Genomic DNA, 24843 nt, shown 5'->3' with positions numbered 1-24843 from the left:
CTGAATTGATTGATAGGCTTCTTGCAATTCCTGACGTGTCCATATTAATTCTGGGTTATAACCTAATTTTTTGCATGTTCAACCACATCTTTAGCTGTGACGTTATCAATTTTTTCAATGTCTTCTTGAGAGATATCTTCAGATTTAACTGTGCCTTCTTCTTTAATAACTTGACTTTCAGCAAAAACAGTCATATTTTGCAAACCCACCGAGCTAAAGACAATAAACGACAAACCAGCTACAAAATATTTTTTCATGGAAGACTGCTAATTGTTTTTTTATTTTTATTTCCTATTTTTTCCATTCTTTATAAAAAAGCTTCTTCACAAAATTGTTCCTACCCGCCTTCATTATTCGTATTGCAAATAAGTACATTAACTTTTCCTTTTTCTTCTTCAACAGCCATCCTTTTTCCTTTTCACAAGAAAATCATAGCATTTAATTTGATAAATAATAAAAGTAAATAATAAAAAAACGTTTTAGATTCATAAACGTTAAATAACTAATCATATAAAAAATATTCATAATATAAAGGGTTAAACACAAATAAAATAACTTTTATTTTTAAAAAACACCCCCCTAAAAACTTTCAATAGAATTTTAGGGGGTTTTATTCTTTTTCCTATTGTTTACTTAACCGTATCATTGCTGTCGTTCCTACTCCTTCGATACTGCTATAATCAATACGTCCATCATGCAGTTCTAGAATTTTTTTGACCAGTGAAAGTCCTAGCCCATTCCCAGAAATTTGACGGCTTGTATCTCCTTGATAAAATTTTTCAAACATTCGATCTCTGGTCTCTTCATTCATTCCTACACCTGAATCGGTCACTTCCAGTACAATCTCTGTGGCTGTCTCAAATAGTTTGATATGAATCTGTCCATTGACTTGATTGTACTTTATGGCGTTATCCATGATATTCAACCACACTTGGTACAAAAACTCTTCATTGCCTGTGTAATTTACTGCAGCAAGTTCGATATCTAATTCTAGCTGTTCTTTCTCCCATTTAGGCTGCAAAAAAACGATTACTTCTCGGATTTGTTCATCTAATCGGTACTCTTTCTTTTCCAGTTGGATACGCTGGTTTTCCAGTTTGTTCAATTTTAAGATGTTCTCTGTTAATTGTGAAAGCTGCGTGATACTTTCGATAATCCGATATAAAAATATTTGGCGTTCTTCGTCAGAGAGATTTGGGGATTGTAACAATTGTACATATCCTTGGATCGTTGCTAATGGTGTTTTGAATTCATGGGATACACTGGACACAAAATCATTCCTCAATGTTTCGATACTATTGAGTTCTTGGACCATAACATTGAAATCTTTATACAGTTGCTGTACTTCTGCTACTTTCTGATGCTCATCCATTCGAATCGAAAAATCTCCCGTTGCTACCAGACTCATATTTGTCCCTAGTGCACTGATTGGATGCAGAATACGCCGCCCAACAAAAATCGATATTCCTGTACCCACGATCATACTGAACCCTGCAAAGACGAATAACGGGTATAGCGTTGGTTTTCCAGCCGATTCAGCAGGTGAGATAGAATGCCGAGACAATAAGAAAATAAAACCGAGAAAACACAGCAGTGTCACTAAGATCGAAATGAAGACGATACTAGCAAAATAGATCCATAATTGTGAAAATAGCTTTTTTTTCATCTTTAAATAACCGCCTTATAGCCTAATCCCCGTACTGTCATGATTTGAAAGTCTTCCGTCTGTTCAAAACGGGTCCTTAAACGTTTGATATGTACATCGATCGTTCGTTCTTCTGTATTCGTATCTAATCCCCAAATGTCATCCATCAACTGTTGGCGAGTGAAGATCTTATTGGGATAAGACAGTAATTTATACAGAAGCAGAAATTCTTTTTGAGGCAGAATCAACGAATGCTGATCTTGTAACACTGTATAAGTATCCAGCTCTAATTTTGTTTGTCCAATCATCAAGCTACTGCTGTAATTGATTTTTGAACGTCGAAGCAATGCTTCCACACGTAGGATCATCTCGTTGACATCGATGGGTTTTGTCATATAATCATCTGCTCCTAATTTGAACCCACGTTTCTTATCCTCAAAATCGGCCTTTGCCGTAATCATTAGAACAGGTGTGTCAAATCTGGTGCTACGTAATGAGTCTAGCAAGTCATAGCCATCCATTTTCGGCATCATGATATCTGTAATGATCAATTCTATACGTGTCGCTTCTAGTTTTTTCAGCGCATCCTCTCCATTCAGTGCAGTGATAACTGAAAAGCCCGCTCGTTCCAACACAGAACGGTAAAGCAACTGTAATTGCGGATCATCTTCTACTATTAAAATACGATTCATTGTTCTCCCTCTGTTTTTTGAAAAATTTCTAGATTTTTTCTTGCAGTTCATCTTCAGTTAACATTTATTTCGTATACTACGATCATTGTTCCGGTATACTTATTAGTATACCGAATATTTCAATACGGGAGAAGGGTGATTATGCTTCAATTAAAAGATATAAAAAAATATTATAAAGTCGGCGAAACCACCACTAAAGCATTGGATGGTGTGTCTGTTGCTTTCAGACAAAAAGAATTCGTAGCGATTTTAGGTCCTAGTGGTTCTGGTAAAACGACTATGCTGAATGTGATTGGTGGACTAGATAATTATGATTCCGGTGATATGGTGATTAACGGAAAGTCTACTAAAGACTTCAAGGACAACGACTGGGATGCCTACCGAAACAACTCTATCGGGTTCATTTTTCAAAGTTACAACTTGATTGGTCATTTAGGCATTATTGAAAATGTTGAACTTGGGATGACATTAAGTGGTGTTTCTAAAGACGAAAAACGAAAACGGGCAGAAGATGCTTTGCATCGAGTCGGCTTGACAGATCATATGCACAAAAAGCCAAATCAGCTATCTGGTGGACAAATGCAGCGGGTAGCAATCGCTCGAGCGCTAGCCAATGATCCAGATATCCTTTTGTGTGATGAGCCAACTGGAGCTTTAGATACAGAAACAAGTATTCAGATCATGGAACTGATCCAAGAGTTATCGAAAGAAAAATTAGTGATCATGGTCACACATAATCCTGAGCTGGCCAATCAATATGCAGACCGAATCATTGAATTTTCTGATGGTAAAATCTTAACAGATTCCCATCCTCACATCGAACGACCAAAAGATGATCAATTTAACTTGCGCAGAACGAAGATGAGTTTTTGGACAGCGTTGAAGCTTTCTTTCAACAATATCCGAACAAAAAAAGGACGTACTTTCTTGACTTCCTTTGCTTCCAGTATCGGGATCATCGGAATCGCGATCGTCCTTTCCCTTTCTTCTGGTTTCCAAAAGCAAATCGATAACACACAAGCTGAAACAATGGCGAAATTTCCGATCACTATTTCTAAGGTAACGACTAACCAGACCCGTGACGATGCTGGATTGGGTGCAAGCAAAGCAGATTATCCAGACAGCAAAACGATCACAGCAAAAGTCAGCGAAGAAGACAAGGCACAGCATACGAATAAAATCGATCAAACATACGTCGATTATGTAACAGACATCGATCCTAATTTAAGTAATAATATTGGGTTTACTCGTACAACAGGAATCAATCTTTTACGTGATGTAAATGGCAAAGTACAGCCTGTCAGCTTCTCGAATCAAAACCCTGATGCGGAATCTCTTTCCTTGTCTAGCACGATGTCAGCAATGACAGGGGTGGGAGTGTCAAGTTTCCCTACACAGCTTGACACTAGTAAAGAAAACTTTTTAAAAGATAATTATTCTTTACTTGCCGGAAGTTATCCAGCCTCAGCAACAGATGTCGTGCTGATCGTAGACGGCAACAATAATACTAATATCAATGCATTGAAAAATCTTGGATTTGACGTGAAGGAAGACGAAAAACTTGATTTCGATGAGATCGTCGGTACAACATTCAAATTAGTAAACAACAATACTTACTATACAAAACTTCCAACTGGGAATTTTATCCCTAATACAGATTATGATGCGATGTATCAGAATGCTTCAGATGAATTAAAGATTTCAGGAATCCTACGGGTGAAGTCTTCTTCTACAATGAATCTCTTATCACCAGGAATCGCTTATAGTGATCAATTAACGACTCAAATCGTCAATGAAAACAAAGAATCAGAAATCGTCAAAGCCCAAAAAGACAGTGATGTAAATGTCTTAACTACTGAAAAAGTTGACGAAAGTACCAAACAAACATTGCTTAGTTATTTAGGTGGAGACAGCTTGCCTTCAAGTATCATGATTTATCCGAACAATTTTGAAGACAAAGAAAAAATCTTGGATTATTTAGATGATTACAATAAAGGCAAATCAGATGAAGATAAAATCATTTATACTGATTTAGCTGGAACGATGACTGAACTGACTGGCGGATTGATGGATGCTATCACTTATGTCCTCATTGCTTTTGCAGGGATCTCTTTAGTAACAAGTATGATCATGATCAGTATCATTACTTATACATCTGTGATTGAACGGACAAAAGAAATCGGTGTACTAAAAGCTTTAGGTGCACGGAAAAAAGATATCACTCGCGTATTTGACGCAGAAACGTGTATTTTAGGTATTTCTTCTGGGATACTAGGTGTGTTTATTGCCTGGCTAGCTACATTCCCTATCAATAGCATCTTGTACAGCATGACGGATCTAAAAAATGTTGCGCAACTAAATCCTGTCCATGCGATCATTCTAGTGATTGTCTCTACTGTATTGACGATGCTTGGCGGTCATCTTCCTGCACGAATGGCAGCGAAAAAAGACGCTGCTATCGCTTTGCGTGCAGAATAAAGCTATTCGTTTTTTCCGATTACTACAAAGGGTGGTGACAACAATTTTGTCACCACTCTTTTTTGCGAATAAACAGCTTTTCATAACCTCTCGATAAACGGCGTTCTCTTGCCAACTCCTCGGTCACAACCTCTGATTCACGGTGTTCCTGAAGTAACTTCTTCGGAAATAAGCCGAAATGTCACAAAAATTTGAGAAGCAATTTTCGTATATTCCTTCTTATTTCTTGAAGCTGACCACTTCTGTCACAACCTCTTGCCTATTTATAATTCTGGAATATGGTTTTCCCCTTTGAGCCACAGTTCTTGCGGTGTATATTTGTCTTTTCCATTTATGAATACTGTTCCATCTGCTTCAATCGTTACTTCAGTCCCAATCCACATATTAGTAGACAAAGCGAGAAGATTTTTTCTTTTTCCTCTTCCTTTTTTTCCAAATTGCAAGGCATCGGTTATCTCTTCTATCCAATGAGATTTCACGTATTTTACTTCCCCGTTTTCAAATGTAACTTTCAAAATATTCGCTATATTTTCTACTTTTACTGCTTTAGGAAACGACTCCTCCATTTTTTTCACTTTCCTTCCATCAGCATTTAGTATGCGCTTTCTTATCGCTGTAAGTATATCATAGTTTATTCTATTAGCAAAAAACGTATTCATTCCATTAAGGAATATTTTATCAATCAAGTTGAATTGTTTTCCTCCTTTGCACCTTTTACTATAGATAGGTAAAGACAACTAAGGAGGAATTTTTCATGACAGATCAACCGTATGATTTAAGAAAAGTCATCGAAGAACTAAAAACACTTCCAGGTCAATATCACGAAACAGATATTGAAATCGATCCTGAAGCAGAATTATCTGGTGTTTACCGTTATATCGGTGCTGGCGGTACAGTAAAACGTCCAACTCAAGAAGGACCAGCTATGACTTTCAATAATATCAAAGGTTTCCCCGGCACACGTGTGAACATCGGGACAATGGCTAGTCGTAAACGTGTAGGTGAAATTTTGCACCATGATTATCGAACACTTGGTCGTTTCTTGAAAGACGCTGTAGAAAATCCAATCAAACCTGTGAAAGTAGACAAAGCAGACGCTCCAGCACAAGAAGTCGTTCATCTAGCTACCGATGCAGACTTCGATATTCGCAACATTTTGCCTGCACCTACAAATACTCCTGAAGATGCAGGTCCATACATCACGATGGGTGTAGTCTTAGGATCAGATCCAGAAAAAACAATGAGCGATGTAACGATCCATCGTATGGTCCTAGAAGACAAAGATACGATCGGTATGTACATCATGCCTGGTGGACGCCACATTGGTCACTTCCAAAAACAATTTGAAGCATTGAATAAACCAATGCCTATCACTATCAATATTGGTTTAGATCCAGCAATTGCCATTGGTACGACTTTCGAACCACCTACCACTCCACTTGGCTACAACGAACTATGGTGTGCAGGAGCTTTGCGTAACGAACCTATTCAAATCGTTGATGGTGTAGCAGTCGATGAAGTGGGTATTGCTCGTGCTGAATTTATCATTGAAGCAGAAATCATGCCAAATGAAACAATGCAAGAAGATATCAACACGAACTCAGGAAAAGCAATGCCAGAATTTCCTGGCTATACTGGGGATGCTAATCCAGCTGTACAAGTAGTGAAAGTCAAAGCAGTTACTCATCGAAAAGACAATCCAATCATGCAAACAACGATTGGTCCAAGTGAAGAACACGTATCTATGGCCGGTATTCCTACAGAAGCAAGTATTCTTGCCTTGGTTGATAAAGCTATTCCAGGAAAAGTAGTAAATGTCTACAATCCTCCTGCAGGTGGCGGTAAATTGATGACCATCATGCAGATCCGTAAAGAAAACGAAGCGGATGAAGGTATCCAACGCCAAGCAGCTATTCTTGCTTTATCAGCCTTCAAAGAATTGAAGACAGTCATTTTAGTCGATGAAGATGTTGATATTTTCGACATGAACGATGTAGTTTGGACTTTCAACACTCGGTTCCAAGGAGATAAAGACGTCATTGTGATCCCAGGAATGAGAAACCATCCATTGGACCCATCAGAATTACCAGAATATAATCCTGGCTCTATTCGTTTCCGTGGGATGAGTGCAAAAACTATCTTTGACGGTACAGTTCCTTTCGATATGAAAGAACATTTTGTACGTGCAAAATTCCAAGAAGTAGAAGATTGGGAAAAATATTTGAAATAATGAATGATCTGCAACTGTTTTGACATCATAAAAAGGAGTGCGGAAAATGGAACAATTGGCACAACGGAAGAAAAAAATCGTGATTGGTGTAAGTGGCGCTTCGGGCACCATTTATGCCATCAACCTAGTGAAGAAACTAAAAGAATATCCGATGGTAGAAACACACGGAATCATCAGTCCATGGGCAAAACAGAACTTAAAGCTGGAATCCGATTTATCCCTAAATGAATTCGAAAGCCTGTTTGATTACCATTATTCAAACAAAGATCTAGGGGCTGCTGTCGCCAGCGGATCATTTTTGACCGATGGAATGATCATCGTACCGGCAAGTATGAAAACAGTCGCAGGTATCTCTGTTGGTTTAGGCGACAACCTGATTGCACGTGCTGCTGATGTAACAATGAAGGAGCAACGAAAGTTAGTCATTGTCCCTCGTGAAACGCCATTAAATGCCATTCACTTGGAAAACTTGACTAAATTAGCACGACTAGGTGTGCAAATCATACCACCGATCCCTGCTTTTTATAATCAGCCTCAAACGATCCAAGATCTTGTTGATCACCATACAATGAAACTTTTGGATCAATTTGGGATTGTAAATGAACATTCAAAACGTTGGCAAGGTGATTAATATGGAAAAAGAAACGATAGTTGAAGTAACAAAACTAGGTTTCACGATCCAAGCTGCTGTTAAAGTAATCGGTAAAGACTTATTGATTACTTTAACAGGCGGAGATACACCACATATCGGAACAGTCACTACATTTTCTCGTGATACAGAGATCCAAACTGTACGTTTCCCTAGCCACGATGGTCGTTTCCACAAAGACGATGTCTTAGCCGAAAAAATAGCTGTGATCATCAAAAATGCCGTTCCAGGAAGCTGTACAATCACTTCCGGTATCCATGTTGACCATATCTCCAATGCACAAATCAACGCTTCTTTTCCGATGTCAGAAGAGTTAGGTTACAAGATTTTAGATTGGTTGGAAAAAACAGATTTCCATATCAAAGAACCAGTTTATTATACAGATGGTGAAAAACCATTATGAAAGAAGAGGTTGTGACACATCTTTTGTCATAACCTCTTGTTTTTATTTTTGCTTCACTGTAACTACTACGATATCACCAATATCTTTTCCGATGTTTTTACGAATATCTTTTCGTAGTCCAAGGATATAGCAGACCGAACCATCTAAATTTTTCACGCCCATATTCACGATACTGCCTTCGTACGGCACATTGTCAAAAGTTGCTTGGACTTTCACTCTTCCAGCACCGAATTCTTCTCTTATATCATATGGAAAAACAATATATGCGCCACCCTTGCCGACTTCGGAAGCATAGATTTTTGATTCAAAAGAATAAGTTTTCCTCATTTTATTTCTCCTATTTTTTACATCTAGTATAGCAAAAAAAGAAGGAACTGTGACAAAAGTCTTGTCGCAGTTCCTTTTTTCGAATAAACGGTGTTCTCCTACCAACTCCTCGGTCACAAGTCACAATATTCAATAAACATGAGAAGCTGTTTTTTGAAATTGCTCCTTGTGACTCAGAGTGAAACGGCAGGCTCACGACCTCTTCCTCAAACGGTGTTCAATCAGCTGACCCTCGGCATTAGCTCAAAAAACGGCAAAATATGAGGAGCTATTTTTCCGTTTTTTTCTCTAATACTCAGGTCAAAACACTGATTTCACAACCTCTTCCTTAAACGGTGTTCAAAAGCTTGCATCTACGGCACTAAGCCCAATCAGATGAAAAATATGGAGTGCTATTTTTATCTGATTGTTCTTACTGCTTGATGCAGAGCAGCTTTTTCACAACCTCCTACACGGTGTTCAAAATATTATCCGCCTTTTGCTTCTTTCACTAATTTCGCGAATGCTTGTTGTTGGAATTCAGCAGTTAAGGCTTTCGTACGTTGTTCTTGTTCTGCTTTGCTCATTTGCGGATTTTCAGTCATTGCTTTTACCATACCGTCTTGCACATAAGCTTTTGCTTCACTTTCCATCGTACTTTGCTGTTTCTTCACTAATTCAGCTAACTTGGATGCTTGATCCGTACTTAATTCTACCCATGTCTCTGGGATTTTGAATGTATTCACTCGGCTGTCATATTCGTGATTGTTATCAGCAATATTGAACCAGAATTTATACATGTCGTTTTTGTATTCCCAATAAGTAGTTTTCGTCACTTTTTCAGCATCGCCGTCTGTCTTTTCTACTTTATTTGTTTCGTTATCCGTACCAGTTGCTTTTGGTTTCTCTTGTTTTTCATTCGTTCGGTAAAGATACACTTTTTCTTTTCCATTCCCTAAAGCTTTATACAAAAGCATATCTGCTCCTTGGGAATCAGCACTGGAAACAATTTTTTCTGTTTTCGTTTCCGTTACTTTTTCCATTCCAAAGTGATTGGACAAATTAGCGACGATCAAACTTAGTGAAGCGACGAAGAGTAGTCCGAAAATCAAAGATAAAAAGGTTTGCCATGTTTTTTTAGCGAACACGTTCGTTAAAGCAAAAGCAAGCAAGCTGACAATCAAAACTCCAATAATCATGCATTATCCCCCGCTTTCGTTAGAACAGGTTCTTTTTTCTTCAATAAAAAGGCAATAATAAAGCCAAGGATCCCAAAGATGATCGCTACGATAAACGCGGCATGGTAACCTGACAGTGTGGCATTAATTGCCTGATCTTTATAAGCTAATGGTGTATTGTCCAATACAGATTTGCTTGGGATATTTGCTTTTGTCACATTCGTCAACACACTGATCAAAATAGCTGTACCGATCGAGCTTGCAATTTGACGGAATGTATTATTTACCGCTGTCCCGTGACTGATCAAGTTATTTGGCAATGCATTCATACCAGAAGTCGTTACCGGCATCATGACCATGGAGATCCCAAACATACGGATCGCATAAAGGATCACGATATATAAAACTGGAGTCGTTTTTGTCAAGAAAGCAAATGGTGCAGTTGCGGCTGTCAAAATGAACATCCCTGTAATGGCTAAACGTTTCGCGCCGTATTTATCGAAAATCGCACCTGTAACAGGCATCATAGCCCCCATGATCAAAGCACCTGGCAACAACATCAAGCCAGAATGGAATGCTGATTCTCCGCGAATGTTTTGGATATACAACGGCACGACCATTTCTGCCCCTACCATCGCCATATTCGTTACACCGGCTAAAACAGCTGCAATCGTAAATGTAGATGATTTGAATACACGAAGCTCCAAGAATGGATGTTCCAAATGTAATTGACGCCATGAGAACAAGGCGATGAAAATCACACCAACGACTAAGAAACCAATTACTTTCAAGCTTCCCCAGCCATCATCACCTACACTAGAAAATCCATAAAGCAAACTACCGAATCCAATCGTTGACAAAATAGCTGATAAAATATCAATGCTAGGATTTGACAATGGAATAACACTTTTCATTAGGAAGAATGCTAAAACCAAGACAAGAACAACGATTGGCAGTACCATACCAAACAAGTCACGCCAATGGTAGTTATCAATGATGTAACCAGATAATGTAGGGCCTAAAGCAGGAGCAAGCCCAATAACGATTCCTGACATCCCCATTGCTGATCCTCTTTTTTCTGGTGGGAAAATAGACAACATGATATTTTGCAATAATGGCATCGATACTCCCACACCGCAAGCTTGGATCAAGCGACCGATTAGTAATGTACTAAAATTAGGTGCTGTAAAACAAGTAATCGTTCCGATCAAAAAGATCGTCATGGCAGAAAGATATAAATTTCTTGAACTGAATTTATTGATCAGCCATGCTGTTATTGGGATCATGATCCCGTTGACTAGCAAGAAACCAGTCGTTAACCATTGCACATCAGACGCTGAAATATCGAAAGCTTTCATCAATGTAGGAAAAGCTGTCGTCAATAAGGTCTGATTCAAAACGGTACAAAATGTACCAATTAATAAGACAACAACTAAAAGTGTCCGATTATATGGTTTTCCGTAAATATCTACGGGTTGGTTGTTACTCATATTTCTCCTTCTTTCTGAATTTTTTCTGAAACTACTAGAATACTTTAGTCCTAAATCCACCATTTGTCAACCTACTTGACATATTAGTTAATACAGATATAATTAAAGAAAGTAAGAGGACAAAAGGAGTGACAAAAATGGTTGGGGCTTCCCTTAAACGTTTGTTGGAAAACGATCAATTGGTTGTTGGCATCAGTGAATTAAGTGATATCGTCGGTGTGTCTCCACGTCAATTACGGTATTGGGAACAAAAGGGATTCATTCGTTCGATCGAAGCTGATGCGAATTGTCCTAGAAAATATCGTTTGCCTACAGTTATAAAAGTAGAACTGATCAAAAAATACTTAGATGACGGATTTACCTTATCTAAAGCTGCAGAAAAGGCAGAAATCCGACAAAAGAAAATGCATCATGTCCGCAAAGTTTTTTCAAAAGCAATCAAAGATATCGAATTGATCGACGAACGCTATACGATTTTACAAATCGGTAACTTCAAAGAAGAGAATGCGAAGATGTACATCATTCATGACAACGAGACAGACGAATTGTCTTACAAACTCCTTCCTGTCGATGAAAAAGCTGACTACGAGCAGCTGTTAAAAGAACTCTAAGCTCCGCTAATCTCCTAAACATCAGACTTTTTAAAAAGTAGATGATACATATAACACTTAGAAAAAGCCTGCTTGAACATAAGAATATCCGAACGGTGATCTGCATTTCTTTCATATAGAAAGGAAGCATCCATCACTGTTCGGATATTTTTTAGTTTATTTTTTTCGGTTGTTTTCTTCTTCCAATACATCTGTCAGCCAACTTGCATATTCTGTTTCCCGATTGATCGCATGCGCTAAAATCAAGTAATGTCCGTAATTTTCATGTTTTTCTTTTTCTGTAGGAAAGATTGTTTTTTTCCGCTCTAATAGATGAAGGCGTTTTTCTTCATGAAGATCACGTTGCTGCTGGATAATTTCTACTAATGCCGGATCATTTACGTCTTTGACGAAATACAATTTTAAAACGAATTCGTCTCGATTAACCGGCAGTTCATTGGTCGGTGTATGAATCCACTCTGCTAATTGTTCCTTCCCTTCTTCTGTTAATTCATAAACTTTTTTTTCCAATTTTTCGCCTGTGATCTCTACTTGATGCTGAATGATTCCTTGCTCTTCCATTTTTGCCAGCTCAGGATAAATCTGACTATGTTTTGCTTGCCAAAATTCTCCTATTTCATTTTTGAATGATTGATTCAATTCATATCCTGTCATCTGCTTCTTACTTAATAATCCTAATAAAATATAGCGAAGTGTATTTTTTCTTGCCATCAGTTTTTCCTCCTTGACAAATCTTTAAATCCATTCTATCATAAACAAGTAATCAAAAACATGTAGTTTATTACATGTTTTAATTTAGAGGGAGATGCTTAAACATGAAAGAATTTAAAGAATTGGAAGATTTTATTGGAACTCACTTTATTTATACGTATGACAACGGTTGGGAATATGAATGGTATGCAAAAAATGACCATACTGTCGATTACCGTATCCACGGCGGAATGGTCAAAGGTCGTTGGGTAAAAGACCAAGAAGCTGATATCGTTAAATTGACAGATGGCGTATTCAAAATTACTTGGACAGAACCAACAGGGACAGACGTTGCATTAGACTTTATGCCAAATGAAAAGAAACTTCACGGAATGATCTTTTTCCCTAAATGGGTTGAAGAACATCCAGAAATCACTGTTACTTTCCAAAATGAACATATCGCAGAAATGGAAGCAGCTCGTGAAAAATATGAAACTTATCCAAAATTACTTGTTCCTGAATTTGCTACGATCACTTATATGGGTGATGCAGGTATAGACAATGAAGATGTTATTAGTGAAGCACCATATGATGGAATGCCTGATGATATCCGTAGCGGAAAATATTTCGATGAAAATTATAAACGAGTAAAATAAGGTTGTGAAAGAGAGGTTGTGAAATCGGCGTTACGCTTTGAGTAATAAGAATGCTAGTCAGAAAATAGCTTTTCATATTTTCTAGGCTAGTGGGCTTATTACCGAGAAGCAGCTGATTGAACACCGTTTATCAAGAGGTTGTGAAATCAGCGTTTTGACCTGAGTATTAGAGAAACAAACGGAAAAATAGTTTCTCATATTTTGCCGTTTGTTGAGCGAATACCGAGGGTCAGCTGATTGAACACTGTTTAGTGGAGAGGTTGTGAAAAAGCTGTTCTGCATCAAGTAATAAGAACAGCCAAACAAAAATAGCTTCTCATATTTTTTGTTTGGTTGGGCTTATTACCGCAGATGCAAGCTTTTGAACACTGTTTATCAAAGATTGTAACCTGCATCTTCACACAGTTAAAATAGTGACTTCAAAATGAAATAATGCTCCCAGCAAAAAAATAGGCTGGGAGCATTATTTCGTTATTCTGTTCATCAAAAATCAGTGGTTTGATTCCATTGCATCACAAGCTCCTCCTCATTTACTGCTTCATCTTTTTGCAGTATTTGAACGGTAAAGCCTTGTAAAAGATAGAAATGAATAGCTGATTGATTTTTTTGATAAACTGTCAAAGTCAATGTTTTATTGGTTTCTTTTATTTTTTTCATTAGTTGCGTACCGATTCTTTGTTGCCGGTATTCCCTTTTTACAAAGATTCCTGCGATGAACTGATCGATCACCCCAGCAAAACCGACGATTTCTTGATCTATTTCTGCTAAGTAAATCACCGCATCTGGTAAAGCTTTCCTAACAGATTCTACTTGATTCTCCCAATAAGTTGGTGAGATGAATCCATGAGAATCCAAATTAGCATGCAGCCAAATCGATAGAACAGTTTCCAGTTCTTCAGCAGACAACTCTGTTGTTGTACGAATCATTTTTTCTCTCCTTACTTAGTCATTGAGTTTAAACCAAAAACCATTTTTTTGAAGTTCTTTCACTAGTTTTCGCCCCTCAAAAAAGTACATCTTTTCTTGTTTTAATTTTCTGATACCAAAAGATGCAGCGACTTTAGGATCATCAACTGATACGATTCGATAAGTCCCACCAGGCAATTGATCCAGCTTGACTTTCCCATAATGATCGCTTTGCACTGAAAACGGCACACCATTTCTAGTAAGTGTTTTTTTCTTATGTTTCAAAATAAATGAGCCACCATTTACTGGATTTCCTGCTGAATCACTTATAATAAATGAAAAATCAAGCACTTTTTTACTTAACCGATACTGATAAATCAATCGACCAATAAACAGTAACAGTATGACTACAGCTATTATCGTTCCTGCAAGAATAAGCAACTGTCGCAAATTTCTTTCCTGATTTCCTTTTTCTTCTTCCTTTTTTACCGATTCACTATAAGGAATCCGATGTCCCGTCACTAGCAAACGATGCGTGTTGATCATATATGGTGTACATGTAAGCAAGGTGACTAAGTCTTTTCCTTCTTCAATCGTTAGAACAGACGTGTCATCTGGCAGTACCACTTGTATATTTTCAACTTGATAAGCCAATTTCTCCCCCAAAACAGTCAAAATAAACGTATCTCCGTGTTCTAAGCGATTTAACTCGGTAAATAATCGTCGATTGGGTAACCCGCTGTGAGCAGAAATCACTGAATGCGTCGAATTTCCACCAAGTGGGAAAGAAGTTCCTTGTAAGACGCCTGCTCCATTCTCAAGAATCATGCCGTTAAGCCGGTCATAAAGTGAAATACTTATTTGGATTTTAGGTATATTGACACTTCCGATCAGCCATTCCTCTAATTGGCTGGATGTCGTGCTTTCATTTCTGTTCTGTTCATCGAAAGGATCAGCCCCAGGATTGAATCCTTGGTCAGTTAATCGTTGGTTTTGCTCCTCCATTTTCTTTCGTTGCGCTTCATTTTCGGCTGCGGTTCGTTTTTGTACTTGTTCCATTCGTTTTTGATCCATAAGACTATTTAAAGAATCCACATAAAATGGATACAAAGCGATTAATAACCCTACGGCGATACATATCAATAAAAATAAACGAAACAAAAGCCGACGAGACTGTTTTTGCTTTCTCTGCTTCACATGTTTCCTCCCTTGCAAGTTTTTTTGTTCTTTCTTTTATTATATGGGTTCAGGAAAAAAATAGAAAATGAAAGCCGATGAGGTTGTGACAGAAGTGGTTAGCTTCAAGAAATAAGAAGAGATTTCTGAAGAAGCTACTTCTGGAACACCGTGAATCAGAGGTTGTGAAAAAGCTGTCCTGCATCAAGTCATAAGAACAACCAAACAAAAATAGCTCCTCATATTTTTCGTTTGGTTGGACTTATTACCGCAGATGCAAGCTTTTGAAGACCGCTTAAGGAAGTGGTTGTGAAAACTGCGTTATGCTTTGAGTAATAAGAGCGCTAGTCAGAAAATAGCTTTTCATATTTTCTAGGCTAGTGAGCTTATTACCCAAAACAAGGGAGGCGACATGGCTTTGTCACATCCTCTCTCCTTAGAAATTTCACTTGTGTTTTTCTTGTAAAATTCATAAATATTTTCATGAATTTTCTAATTTCTTGCCTCCCTATCGCATAGGATATATGATGAATTTATCTAAAGTTTGCAAAGGAGTTCGACAATTGAAAAAATATGGCCCGTTTTTAGCAATTTTTTTCATTGCTTTGGTATTTCTCATGCCTCATTTATTCACACATAAACTAATTTTGGGTGCTGATGCCCCCTTCCATTACAATCGGTTCTACGATGCTGCGCAACAAATCAAACATGGGGATTTCCATTATTTTCCTTCCCTTTATGGATTCCAGCAAAGCGGTAGGATCGTTAATGCCGTTTACGGCCCATTTTTTGCTTATTTACAAGGATTGATCGTGTTGCTTGCAGGTAGTTGGTTTCACTATCAGATTCTTTCAAACTTCATTCTTTATCTTATTTCAGGATTTTCTATGCTGATTTTACTGAGATATGTCAATGTTCGGAACTGGGTAAGTGTACCAGTAGCCGTTTTATTCATGAGTACGTATTCTATTCAATATTGGTCTATCAATCAAGGATTCACTAGTTGGGGGACTTGTTTCTATCCTTTATGCATGATCCCTATTGTTGATTTCGTCCTTCATAAAAAGTTTCCTGTGATCAAAGTTGCGATCTCAGTTGGACTTATGACGCAGATTCATCTGCTGTCTTCGATCATGTTAGCCTTGATGTATATTCCTTTTTATCTTTATTACTTTTTTAACCAGACTGAAAAAGGAAAAGCACTGCTTCAACTGATCAAGTCGGTCTTGCTTTATTTTGTCCTGACAGCAAATATTTGGGCAGGACTAGCTATTGTTTACAGCGGGAATAAGATTCTTCCCCCCTTTGTTAACAGAGAAATGAGTCAAAAGGCGATTGACCTAGATGGCAGTTATTGGCTTCATTACCCTAAAGCCTTTCCGATATTGATATTGTCAGGTTTTTTGCTTTTTATTTTCTTTCAACAAAAGAACACCTTGTTCCAAAAAATCGTGTTGTATACAAGTCTTGTTTTCTTTTTTCTTTCTACTAGCTTGATTCCATGGACGACATTGATCGAAAAAAATGTACCTTTTATTAGCTTAATTCAATTTCCATTTCGATTTTTCGTCCCATTTACGCTATTGCTTCTGCTTTACCTTGCCCTATCACTAAATCAATGGTCTGAGCAAAAGTGGTTCCGTCTTTTAGGTATATTGGGTATTCTTATTTTTTCTGCACAGACGATCCAAAACTTATACCAGCATCTAGAAAAGTGGGAGAATGAAACATTTGTCAGTCGACATACTTATCTCTTCGATACACCGGAAGAAGCAAGGAAAACATTCTTCAGTAAAGATATGTCTACCAGCTTATTCGTTTTCCAAAAAACCACCCCTGACTATCTCCCAATCTATAAGGAGACAAAAGACAACAAATACGACCGATATAACGAAGAAATATTAGAAAACGAAACAACTTTCATAAAAACACATCCAGGCGGTCTTTTGACAATCAAGTGGAAAAATACTGGGGACAAAACGGTTCATATCCCTGTTATCGTTTATGATCGGACTGTACTACAGCAAAATGGAAAAACATTGACTGATTATGAATTAACGGATATCGGGACCCCAATTGTGAATCAGCAAAAAGGGATCAACGAGCTCACGCTTCACTATCGAACGCCAATCTATTTCTATTTCATTCTTTCTCTTACTTTGATTGGCTGGTTTACCTTGCTGTGCTTATTTATTTATCATAGATACAAGCATCTACATGCTTAGTCAAAACGGATGATACATCCAATCAAAAAAACTCTCCGAACGGTAGGATCGATCGGAGAGTTTTATTTTGTTTAGTTTTTTTGTGTCATATTTTTGTTCGTTCATCGTCCATCTATTTCGATTTCAGCCCCATAGTGATCACTGATGATTGGGCTATCGATCCCGTCAAAAATCCGTTGATATTTTTTTACTTGTACTCCTTCAGGGACAAAAATGAAATCTATACGCAATTTTTCTGTATTTTGTTCCCAACCATCAATCTTCTTTTCCACAGTAGCCGCCTTGCCTTTTTCATTCGCGATAACATACGAATCTTGAAGAAGAAGACCACTTTCCTTTACTATATGATAACCTTCAGAATCTGCTGGATTATTGAAGTCACCTAGGAAAAAAAGTGGTGCGCGTGTTTCAAAAAAGTAGTTTTCCAAGTTTTTCCACTCAAAATAAAAGCCGCTTTTTTTATCTGTCCACCAAGAAAAGTGGCAGCTAGAGACAAAAATATCTTGATCATCTATCTTTGTTTTTCCAATCAAGATCTTGCGCGTCCGATAATCTTCTTTCTTTTGAGATTCGGAGACGGTGAGGACCTGACTTTCCAATGGTCTTTTCGTAAGCAGCGCATTTCCTTCTTCATATTTATCATAACCGATGTGGCTCATTTCCCAACTCCAAAAATACTCTTTTCCTTGTTCTTTTAAAAGCTGGACTAAACAGTAGGCAAAATTATCTTTGCGGATAGGAACTTGATTCTCTACTGGACAGAACTTCATTAGTTTTGCAGGGTCTGCTTCTTCAGATTCCAGCAATTGGTTGATTTCTTGTAAAGCGATCACTTCATAATCTTCTAACAGGATCTTCTCTGCTAATTCCTGTAATTTTTTCTCTGGTTCTGGCTCAAGCCAGCTATGTGTGTTCAATGTCATGAATTTCATGGTTCTTCTCCTTCTTTTCATTTCGAAACAAAAGGGGTTGTGACAAAATTTTGTCACAACCTCCCCAGTAAACAGTGTTCAATCAGCTGACCTTCGGTATTAGCTCAAAAACGGCAAAATATGAGGAGCTATTTTTCCGTTTTGCCTCTCTAATACTCAGGTCAGGGCGCTGATTTCACAACCTCCCCTTATATTTTAATGGAGCCGATCACTTTACCAGCTGCCACTGTCCCTACTTGCTTGATCACTACTTCTTCCACTTTATCATTCGTAAATACGATCATGATCGTTGGATCTTTTTCTTCGTTTTGGATCACCTCAAGATTCATCTCAGCTAATTTCGTTCCTGTTCCTACTTCTTGTCCTTCTTTGACAGCAATCTCAAAAGCTGACTGATTCATTTGGACTGTATCAATCCCCATATGGATCAAAACTTCGACGCCATCTTTCGTTTCTAGCCCAATTGCATGTTTGCTAGGGAAAATACTTGTAACTTTTCCAGCGATCGGCGCAACAACTTCTCTTGACGTTGGAATAACAGCAAAGCCATCACCCATCATTTTTTGTGAGAATACTGGATCTTTTACTTCAGCTAATGGAATCACTTCCCCAGAAGCTGCGGAAACTAGTTCTTGTTCTATACCTAAGTAATGCTTACTATCTGCTTGTCCATTTCCTGTAGAAACCATTTGCGGCTCTGGAATCTCTGCTCCTGATTGCAACAAATCTTCGATATCTGATTTCAAGACATCTGCTTTTGGTCCATAAACTGCTTGGACTCCATTGTCTTTGACGATTAGCCCCATTGCTCCTGCTCGTTTCCAGGCTTCTTCAGTCCCAACTTTTTCCCGATCATTTACACTTACACGTAAACGAGTCATACAGGCATCGACATCTTTGATATTTTCTTTTCCGCCCAACAAATGAATGATCTGGACCACTTGCTGATCTGCTGTTCCTGTTCCACTGTTAGATACAGTGGTTTCTTCACTGTCATTGTCATAATTTCCGTTACGCCCAGGTGTAGCAAAGTTGAATTTTTTGATTAAGAAATTTGCTAAGAAATAAGTAACAACACCAAAAACGATTACACATAACACGAAGTTGATAAGATCTGCACCTAGACCCGCTTTGATAGCTAACGGTGTCCGCGTCAGCAATTCGATATTTCCAAATGAATGGACCCGCAATGGTAAAATGTCTGCCATTGCAAATGCCACTCCCTGAATGACTGAATAAATGGCATATAATGGTACAGCCGCAAACATGAACATGAACTCCAATGGTTCTGTTACACCTGTTAGAAAGACAGCTAACGCTGCTGAAAAATACATTGATTTATATCTTGCTTTCTTATCAGGATCGACATTACGGTACATCGCAAATGCCATCCCCATCAAAATACCCGAAGAACCAATCATTTGTCCTACTTTGAAACGGGCCGGTGTCCAGTTATGCAGCACAAATTCATATTGCGCCATATCCCCTGCACCTCTAAGATTCACTAAATCAGTGGCCCAAGCTAACCATAACGGATCTTGTCCAAAAACTTGTGTTCCTGCCTGTGCACCTGATAGAATCTCGTACGATCCGCCAAGCTGTGTATAGTTGATAGGAATCGTCAGCATATGATGCAATCCGAACGGTAATAGCAAACGTTCCAATGTACCAAATAAAAACGGTGCTAGAATCGGTGCGCTTTCCTGGGATTCTGCAATCCATAAACCAAAATTATTGATTCCGGCCTGTACGTTTGGCCACACAACAGCAAGAATCAATGCCACAATTGTTGACCATAAGATAACGACAAACGGAACAAAGCGCTTTCCATTGAAGAAAGACAAAGCATCCGGCAATTTTCTATAATTATAGTACTTATTATAAGCCATTGCCCCGACAAAACCAGCGATGATCCCTACAAATACACCCATATTCAAAGCTGGTGCTTCCAACACACTTGTAAAGAACCCTTTAACCATAATCTTCGTACCGAAAAGAGTGTGAGTAAACGCGTCTTCATTCGCAAGCATGTCGCTTGTGACACCAAAGATGGCCCCAGTGATCCGATTGATCAGAATAAATGAGATCCCAGCAGCAAATGCCCCACCTGCTCGTTCTTTTGCCCAACTTCCTCCTATTGCTAAAGCAAATAAAATATGAAGATTACCAATAATTGCCCAACCAATATTTTCTATTACTCCGCCCGTTGTAACAAGCGGCGTCCACTCAGGATTGATCAAAGGAATTGATTTCCCTATACTGATCATCAATCCAGCTGCCGGCATCACTGCCACCACAACCATTAAAGCCTTTCCAAATTTTTGCCAAAACTCAAAACTAAATATCTTTTTCATTCCGTTTAGCTCCTTTACGCAATCGGTTTCGTTAAATGTATTATAGCGTACGTTTTCTTTTTTGTAAATGCTTTATTTTTCATTCTTCTGTCTATACCATTCTTCAAAACCTATAGTACATAAGTTTCCTTCTATAAATAGCTCGAAAAAAATTTATTTTTATGCTTTTTTCTTTGAAATATTTCTTATTGTCTATTGACTTGCGCAATCGGTTGCGTTTATTATGAACGTATAAAACAGCTCATTAGGAGGAGAACAATGAAACAGATCAAACGACTATTTGCTATTGATCCATGGAAAATCAGCACGACCCAATTAGATAAAAAAAATCTTCGACTGCAAGAATCTCTGACAAGTATTGGAAACGGTTATATGGGGATGCGTGGGAACTTTGAGGAAACTTACTCAGGAGATCACCATCAAGGTACTTATTTGGCAGGTGTCTGGTATCCTGATAAGACACGTGTCGGCTGGTGGAAAAACGGTTATCCAGAGTACTTTGGAAAAGTGATCAATGCCTTGAACTTTATCGCAATAGATATTTCGATCAACGATCAGCTGATCGACTTGGCTTCTTTGGAACCAGAAGATTTTTATTGGGAACTAGATATGAAAAACGGTGTGCTATCTCGTACATTCACAATCACTACTTCTACTAATAAAGTACGTATTTCATTTGAACGTTTTTTGAGCATTATCAAAAAAGAAGCAGCTTACATCCGTTTGACTATAGAAATGCTTGAAGGTAACGGAACAGTCGACCTCGTATCGAAATTGGATGGAAATGTCCAAAACGAAGACAGCAACTATGATGAACATTTTTGGAATGAGATCGATCGTGGAACCATAGAAGAAATCGGCTATTTGACAACTAAAACTATTCCAAATAACTTTGGGATCGAACAATTCACTGTTACTGCAGCAATGCGTCATTTCGTTAACGGAAAAGCAGTCGTTCCTGACTATCACGAAGATACTTTAGCCTTACATGGTTGCCTGTCTGCTGAATTATCTCAAGGCGAGACATGGACAGTAGAGAAAGAAATCATCGTTCTTACTAGTCGAGATATCCCAGAAGCGCAGCAAGCAGAAAAAGCCCTCTCAGAATTAGCAAATCAGACAAACAATTATATCCAAGCAAAAGAAGAACAAACAGCGGCTTGGGCAGAACGATGGAAGCTTGCCGATGTGGTCATCGAAGGAGACGAAGAAGCACAGCAAGGTATTCGCTTCAATTTGTTCCAACTATTCTCTACTTACTACGGCGAAGATGAACGATTGAATATTGGACCCAAAGGATTCACAGGAGAAAAATACGGCGGTGCCACTTACTGGGATACAGAAGCGTATGCAGTCCCTCTTTATCTCGCTTTAGCCAAACCCGAAGTAACTAAGAATCTTCTGAAATACCGGCATAACCAGCTGCCGCAAGCGATCCACAACGCTCAGCAGCAAGGATTAAAAGGCGCGCTTTATCCTATGGTCACCTTCACTGGCGTCGAATGTCATAACGAGTGGGAAATCACTTTCGAGGAGATTCATCGAAATGGTGCAATCGCCTATGCAATCTACAATTACACGAATTACACCGGTGATACAGAATATTTGAAAAATGAAGGTCTAGAAGTTTTAGCAGAAATCGCCCGCTTCTGGGCAGACCGTGTCCATTTTTCAAAACGAGCAAATAAATACATGATCCACGGAGTGACTGGACCAAATGAATATGAAAACAACATCAATAACAATTGGTATACAAATACGATCGCAGCTTGGGTCTTGCGTTACACGCGAGAAAATTATTTAACTTATCAAAAAGAAGCTGCTATCACTATCAGCGAAGAAGAACTAGCCAAATGGAAAGATATCGCAGAGAACATGTACTTCCCAGTGGACGAAGAATTGGGGATCTTTGTCCAGCATGACACATTCTTAGATAAAGATCTCATGCCTGTATCCGATATTCCCACAAGCGATCTTCCTCTGAACCAGCATTGGTCTTGGGACAAAATCCTTAGATCTTGCTTCATCAAGCAGGCAGATGTATTACAGGGGATTTATTTCTTCAACGATACTTTTACAAAAGAAGAAAAACAAAAAAACTTTGATTTCTATGAACCAATGACTGTCCATGAGTCTTCCCTTTCACCAAGTATCCATTCGATTTTAGCAGCAGAATTAGGAATGGAAAACAAAGCTGTAGAAATGTACCAACGAACAGCTCGCTTGGATTTGGATAATTACAATAACGACACAGAAGACGGCTTGCACATCACTTCCATGACTGGCAGCTGGTTGTCGATCGTCCAAGGATTTGCACAAATGAAAACCGCCCATGATCAATTGAAATTCGCACCATTTCTGCCAAAAACCTGGAATGCTTATTCTTTCCATATCAATTATCGCGGACGTTTATTATTCATCTCAGTTACAGATGAACAAGTTACTTTCGAGTTATTAGAAGGTATGCCTCTGGAACTTTTCGTCTATGAACAGTCTTACACTTTAGAGGATCGCCTAGAAATAACGCTAAGAAAGGAGGAAGCAAATGTTTAAAGGGGTATTGTTCGATTTAGACGGCGTCATTACCGATACTGCCGAATTCCATTATCGTGCTTGGCGAAAGCTTGGTCAGGAAATCGGCATTACGATCGACCGTACATTCAATGAACAGCTAAAAGGCGTTAGCCGAGAAGACTCTCTCTCTTTGCTTTTAGCTTATGGCGGAAAAGAACACTCTTTTTCAAAGGAAGAATTTGCAGAATTAGCAAAAAGAAAAAATGATTATTATTTAGAGATGATCCAGACGATCGAACCAAAAGATGTCTTCCCTGGAGTCGTCCCTTTACTAGATTCTTTAAAAAAAGAAAAAATCAAGATCGCTCTTGCTTCTGCAAGTAAAAATGGGCCTTTCCTACTTGAAAAAATGGGTCTCACACCTTACTTTGACGCTATTGCCGACCCGGCAGAAGCAGCAAACGGAAAACCTGCGCCAGATATCTTTCTCCTTGCAGCAAAAGCTGTCGGACTAAAAGCAGAAGAATGTATCGGGATCGAAGACGCGCAAGCTGGTATCCAAGCCATCCTCTCAAGTGGTGCTCAACCAATTGGCGTGGGACGTGCTGAAGACCTTGGAGAGGAGATCCCGCTTGTCCCTGATACGACTTTTCTTACGATCGATTACTTGAAAGAAAAGTGGCATGACCATGGATAATCCAGAAATCTCCGTCGTACCAGTTCCAGAGACTGAAATAAAGAAAATCACGTTGAAGAACGACTATTTAGAAGTCGTTCTTCTCAACTATGGTGCCCGCCTGCATCAAATCTTCGCGCCAGACAAAGAAGGAAAATCAGAAAATATTTTATTGTCTTACGATCGTTTCGAAGATGTTCTAACAGATAAAAGCTTTTTTGGCGCAACTGTCGGACCTGTAGCTGGAAGGATCCGAGATGCTTCTTGGGGTGAGCATAGATTGGAAAAAAACTGCGGATCACACCATATCCACGGTGGCACGAAAGGCTGGTCTTTCCAATATTGGGAAGTAGAAGTTTTCAAAACTCCTTCATCAATAGGCGTGGTCTTTTACTTAAAAGATGAATTTTCTACCTATCCAGGACCAATCACTGCTACGATCACTTACCGTTTGACAAAAAACGAGTTAGAGATGACGACCTCTGCCAGTAGCCTAGTCGAAACCATCTGCAATCCGACCAATCATGCCTACTTCAACCTTTCAGGAAATGGAAAAAGAGACATCTATGACCATCAGTTAACGGTCTTCTTAGATGGTATCCTTGAATTAGATCAAGAAAAACTACCTACTGGAAATTGGACGAAAAAAGAAGACCTGCCCATCGACTTTAGAAAATCTCCAACACTGCAAGAAATCCTTGCTTGTTATCCAGCTGGACTAGATGATGTATTTCTTTTGCATCATCCTAGGCTTTCCAGAAATTCCTTACAATTATTCGAGAAGCATTCTGGTCGTCAAATGACTATAGCAACTTCCAATAAAAGTATGGTATTATTTTCTACGACTGGATTTGAAGCTGATTTCTCTGTCAACGGAAAACAGATGCATTCAAACTACGGATTAGCAATCGAACCGCAAGAAATCCCTGATATCGTTCATTTTCCCAACTTTGGATCGATCAACCTCCATCCTGGTCAAGAACGGATCAGTCAGACGATTTATCGGTTCTCTGCACAATAACAAGAGAAAGG

The 24843-nt window shown here is 38.6% G+C and carries 22 protein-coding genes; 10 read left to right on the top strand and 12 right to left on the bottom strand.

Features of this window, described 5'->3' with window-relative positions; translation table 11 throughout:
- Positions 1 to 62: 62 nt before the first annotated feature.
- From AC1F25_RS12175 to AC1F25_RS12165, 3 genes are all read right to left on the bottom strand, one after another.
- A complete protein-coding gene (locus tag AC1F25_RS12175) occupies positions 63 to 257 on the bottom strand; it encodes a hypothetical protein (protein WP_002310761.1) in 195 nt (64 codons plus the stop codon).
- 365 nt (positions 258 to 622) lie between these two features.
- Positions 623 to 1666, bottom strand: a complete 1044-nt coding sequence (locus AC1F25_RS12170) for a HAMP domain-containing sensor histidine kinase (RefSeq protein ID WP_002316668.1) — start codon at positions 1664 to 1666, stop codon at positions 623 to 625.
- Positions 1667 to 1668: 2 nt separating this feature from the next.
- The gene (locus AC1F25_RS12165) at positions 1669 to 2337 is read right to left on the bottom strand and encodes a response regulator transcription factor (RefSeq protein WP_002310759.1); all 669 of its coding nucleotides are present in this window, start codon (positions 2335 to 2337) and stop codon (positions 1669 to 1671) included.
- 141 nt (positions 2338 to 2478) lie between these two features.
- Between AC1F25_RS12165 and AC1F25_RS12160 the strand changes: the two genes are divergently transcribed.
- Positions 2479 to 4815: an ABC transporter ATP-binding protein/permease gene (locus tag AC1F25_RS12160; RefSeq protein ID WP_002345400.1), complete on the top strand. Its 2337-nt coding sequence runs from the start codon at positions 2479 to 2481 to the stop codon at positions 4813 to 4815.
- 263 nt (positions 4816 to 5078) lie between these two features.
- Here the strand turns inward: AC1F25_RS12160 and AC1F25_RS12155 are convergent, their stop codons facing one another.
- Positions 5079 to 5390, bottom strand: coding sequence for a hypothetical protein (locus tag AC1F25_RS12155; protein ID WP_025476985.1), 312 nt, complete (start codon positions 5388 to 5390; stop codon positions 5079 to 5081).
- 179 nt (positions 5391 to 5569) lie between these two features.
- On the opposite strand from AC1F25_RS12155, the gene AC1F25_RS12150 reads away from it, so the two are divergent.
- The 3 genes from AC1F25_RS12150 to lpdD are packed head-to-tail and all read left to right on the top strand — an operon-like array spanning position 5570 to position 8097.
- Positions 5570 to 7045, top strand: coding sequence for a UbiD family decarboxylase (locus tag AC1F25_RS12150; RefSeq protein WP_002314053.1), 1476 nt, complete (start codon positions 5570 to 5572; stop codon positions 7043 to 7045).
- 46 nt (positions 7046 to 7091) lie between these two features.
- Entirely contained in the window at positions 7092 to 7676 is a 585-nt protein-coding gene (locus AC1F25_RS12145; protein WP_002293209.1) for a UbiX family flavin prenyltransferase, read from the top strand.
- A 1-nt stretch (position 7677) separates the two neighbouring features.
- On the top strand, positions 7678 to 8097 hold the full coding sequence (gene lpdD / locus AC1F25_RS12140) for a prenylated flavin chaperone LpdD (RefSeq protein ID WP_002310750.1): 420 nt from the start codon (positions 7678 to 7680) through the stop codon (positions 8095 to 8097).
- A 42-nt stretch (positions 8098 to 8139) separates the two neighbouring features.
- On the opposite strand, the gene AC1F25_RS12135 is transcribed toward lpdD, so the two are convergent.
- The 3 genes from AC1F25_RS12135 to AC1F25_RS12125 all read right to left on the bottom strand — a co-directional run bounded on the left by AC1F25_RS12135 (position 8140) and on the right by AC1F25_RS12125 (position 11071).
- Positions 8140 to 8424, bottom strand: coding sequence for a DUF1905 domain-containing protein (locus tag AC1F25_RS12135; RefSeq protein WP_002310749.1), 285 nt, complete (start codon positions 8422 to 8424; stop codon positions 8140 to 8142).
- Positions 8425 to 8891: 467 nt separating this feature from the next.
- Positions 8892 to 9602, bottom strand: coding sequence for a DUF4811 domain-containing protein (locus AC1F25_RS12130; RefSeq protein ID WP_479994145.1), 711 nt, complete (start codon positions 9600 to 9602; stop codon positions 8892 to 8894).
- On the bottom strand, positions 9599 to 11071 hold the full coding sequence (locus AC1F25_RS12125) for an MDR family MFS transporter (protein ID WP_002293204.1): 1473 nt from the start codon (positions 11069 to 11071) through the stop codon (positions 9599 to 9601). The genes AC1F25_RS12130 and AC1F25_RS12125 overlap by 4 nt, the downstream gene beginning before the upstream one ends.
- A gap of 137 nt (positions 11072 to 11208) precedes the next feature.
- Here AC1F25_RS12125 and AC1F25_RS12120 point away from each other — a divergent pair, with 137 nt between their 5' ends.
- Positions 11209 to 11682 carry a MerR family transcriptional regulator gene (locus AC1F25_RS12120; protein ID WP_002293203.1) on the top strand — a complete coding sequence of 158 codons (474 nt, stop codon included), beginning with the start codon at positions 11209 to 11211 and terminating at the stop codon, positions 11680 to 11682.
- Between the two features lie 156 nt (positions 11683 to 11838).
- On the opposite strand, the gene AC1F25_RS12115 is transcribed toward AC1F25_RS12120, so the two are convergent.
- A complete protein-coding gene (locus AC1F25_RS12115; RefSeq protein WP_002293202.1) occupies positions 11839 to 12393 on the bottom strand; it encodes a PadR family transcriptional regulator in 555 nt (184 codons plus the stop codon).
- Positions 12394 to 12497: 104 nt separating this feature from the next.
- On the opposite strand from AC1F25_RS12115, the gene AC1F25_RS12110 reads away from it, so the two are divergent.
- Complete coding sequence (locus AC1F25_RS12110) at positions 12498 to 13028, top strand: phenolic acid decarboxylase (protein ID WP_002314051.1); 531 nt, start codon at positions 12498 to 12500, stop codon at positions 13026 to 13028.
- A gap of 483 nt (positions 13029 to 13511) precedes the next feature.
- Here AC1F25_RS12110 and AC1F25_RS12105 read toward each other — a convergent pair whose 3' ends face one another.
- Entirely contained in the window at positions 13512 to 13955 is a 444-nt protein-coding gene (locus AC1F25_RS12105) for a GNAT family N-acetyltransferase (protein WP_002310743.1), read from the bottom strand.
- Between the two features lie 15 nt (positions 13956 to 13970).
- Positions 13971 to 15131, bottom strand: a complete 1161-nt coding sequence (locus AC1F25_RS12100) for a class C sortase (RefSeq protein WP_002314050.1) — start codon at positions 15129 to 15131, stop codon at positions 13971 to 13973.
- Positions 15132 to 15634: 503 nt separating this feature from the next.
- On the opposite strand from AC1F25_RS12100, the gene AC1F25_RS12095 reads away from it, so the two are divergent.
- Complete coding sequence (locus AC1F25_RS12095; RefSeq protein ID WP_002316660.1) at positions 15635 to 17335, top strand: hypothetical protein; 1701 nt, start codon at positions 15635 to 15637, stop codon at positions 17333 to 17335.
- Between the two features lie 101 nt (positions 17336 to 17436).
- Here the strand turns inward: AC1F25_RS12095 and AC1F25_RS12090 are convergent, their stop codons facing one another.
- Together AC1F25_RS12090 and AC1F25_RS12085 are read right to left on the bottom strand one after the other, a co-directional pair.
- Positions 17437 to 18267, bottom strand: a complete 831-nt coding sequence (locus AC1F25_RS12090) for an endonuclease/exonuclease/phosphatase family protein (RefSeq protein ID WP_047927982.1) — start codon at positions 18265 to 18267, stop codon at positions 17437 to 17439.
- Between the two features lie 188 nt (positions 18268 to 18455).
- Positions 18456 to 20621 (bottom strand): PTS transporter subunit IIBC, encoded by a 2166-nt coding sequence (locus tag AC1F25_RS12085; RefSeq protein ID WP_002310738.1) that lies wholly within the window; start codon positions 20619 to 20621, stop codon positions 18456 to 18458.
- A gap of 258 nt (positions 20622 to 20879) precedes the next feature.
- Here AC1F25_RS12085 and AC1F25_RS12080 point away from each other — a divergent pair, with 258 nt between their 5' ends.
- The 3 genes from AC1F25_RS12080 to AC1F25_RS12070 are packed head-to-tail and all read left to right on the top strand — an operon-like array spanning position 20880 to position 24832.
- Positions 20880 to 23174, top strand: a complete 2295-nt coding sequence (locus AC1F25_RS12080; RefSeq protein ID WP_479994144.1) for a glycoside hydrolase family 65 protein — start codon at positions 20880 to 20882, stop codon at positions 23172 to 23174.
- Complete coding sequence (gene pgmB / locus AC1F25_RS12075) at positions 23167 to 23832, top strand: beta-phosphoglucomutase (RefSeq protein ID WP_047927984.1); 666 nt, start codon at positions 23167 to 23169, stop codon at positions 23830 to 23832. The genes AC1F25_RS12080 and pgmB overlap by 8 nt, the downstream gene beginning before the upstream one ends.
- Positions 23825 to 24832: an aldose epimerase family protein gene (locus tag AC1F25_RS12070; RefSeq protein WP_002335179.1), complete on the top strand. Its 1008-nt coding sequence runs from the start codon at positions 23825 to 23827 to the stop codon at positions 24830 to 24832. The genes pgmB and AC1F25_RS12070 overlap by 8 nt, the downstream gene beginning before the upstream one ends.
- The last annotated feature ends 11 nt before the right edge of the window (positions 24833 to 24843 follow it).

This window comes from Enterococcus sp. M-BR2, from assembly GCF_056612775.1.
This window is presented reverse-complemented; position numbering and strand designations above follow the sequence as displayed.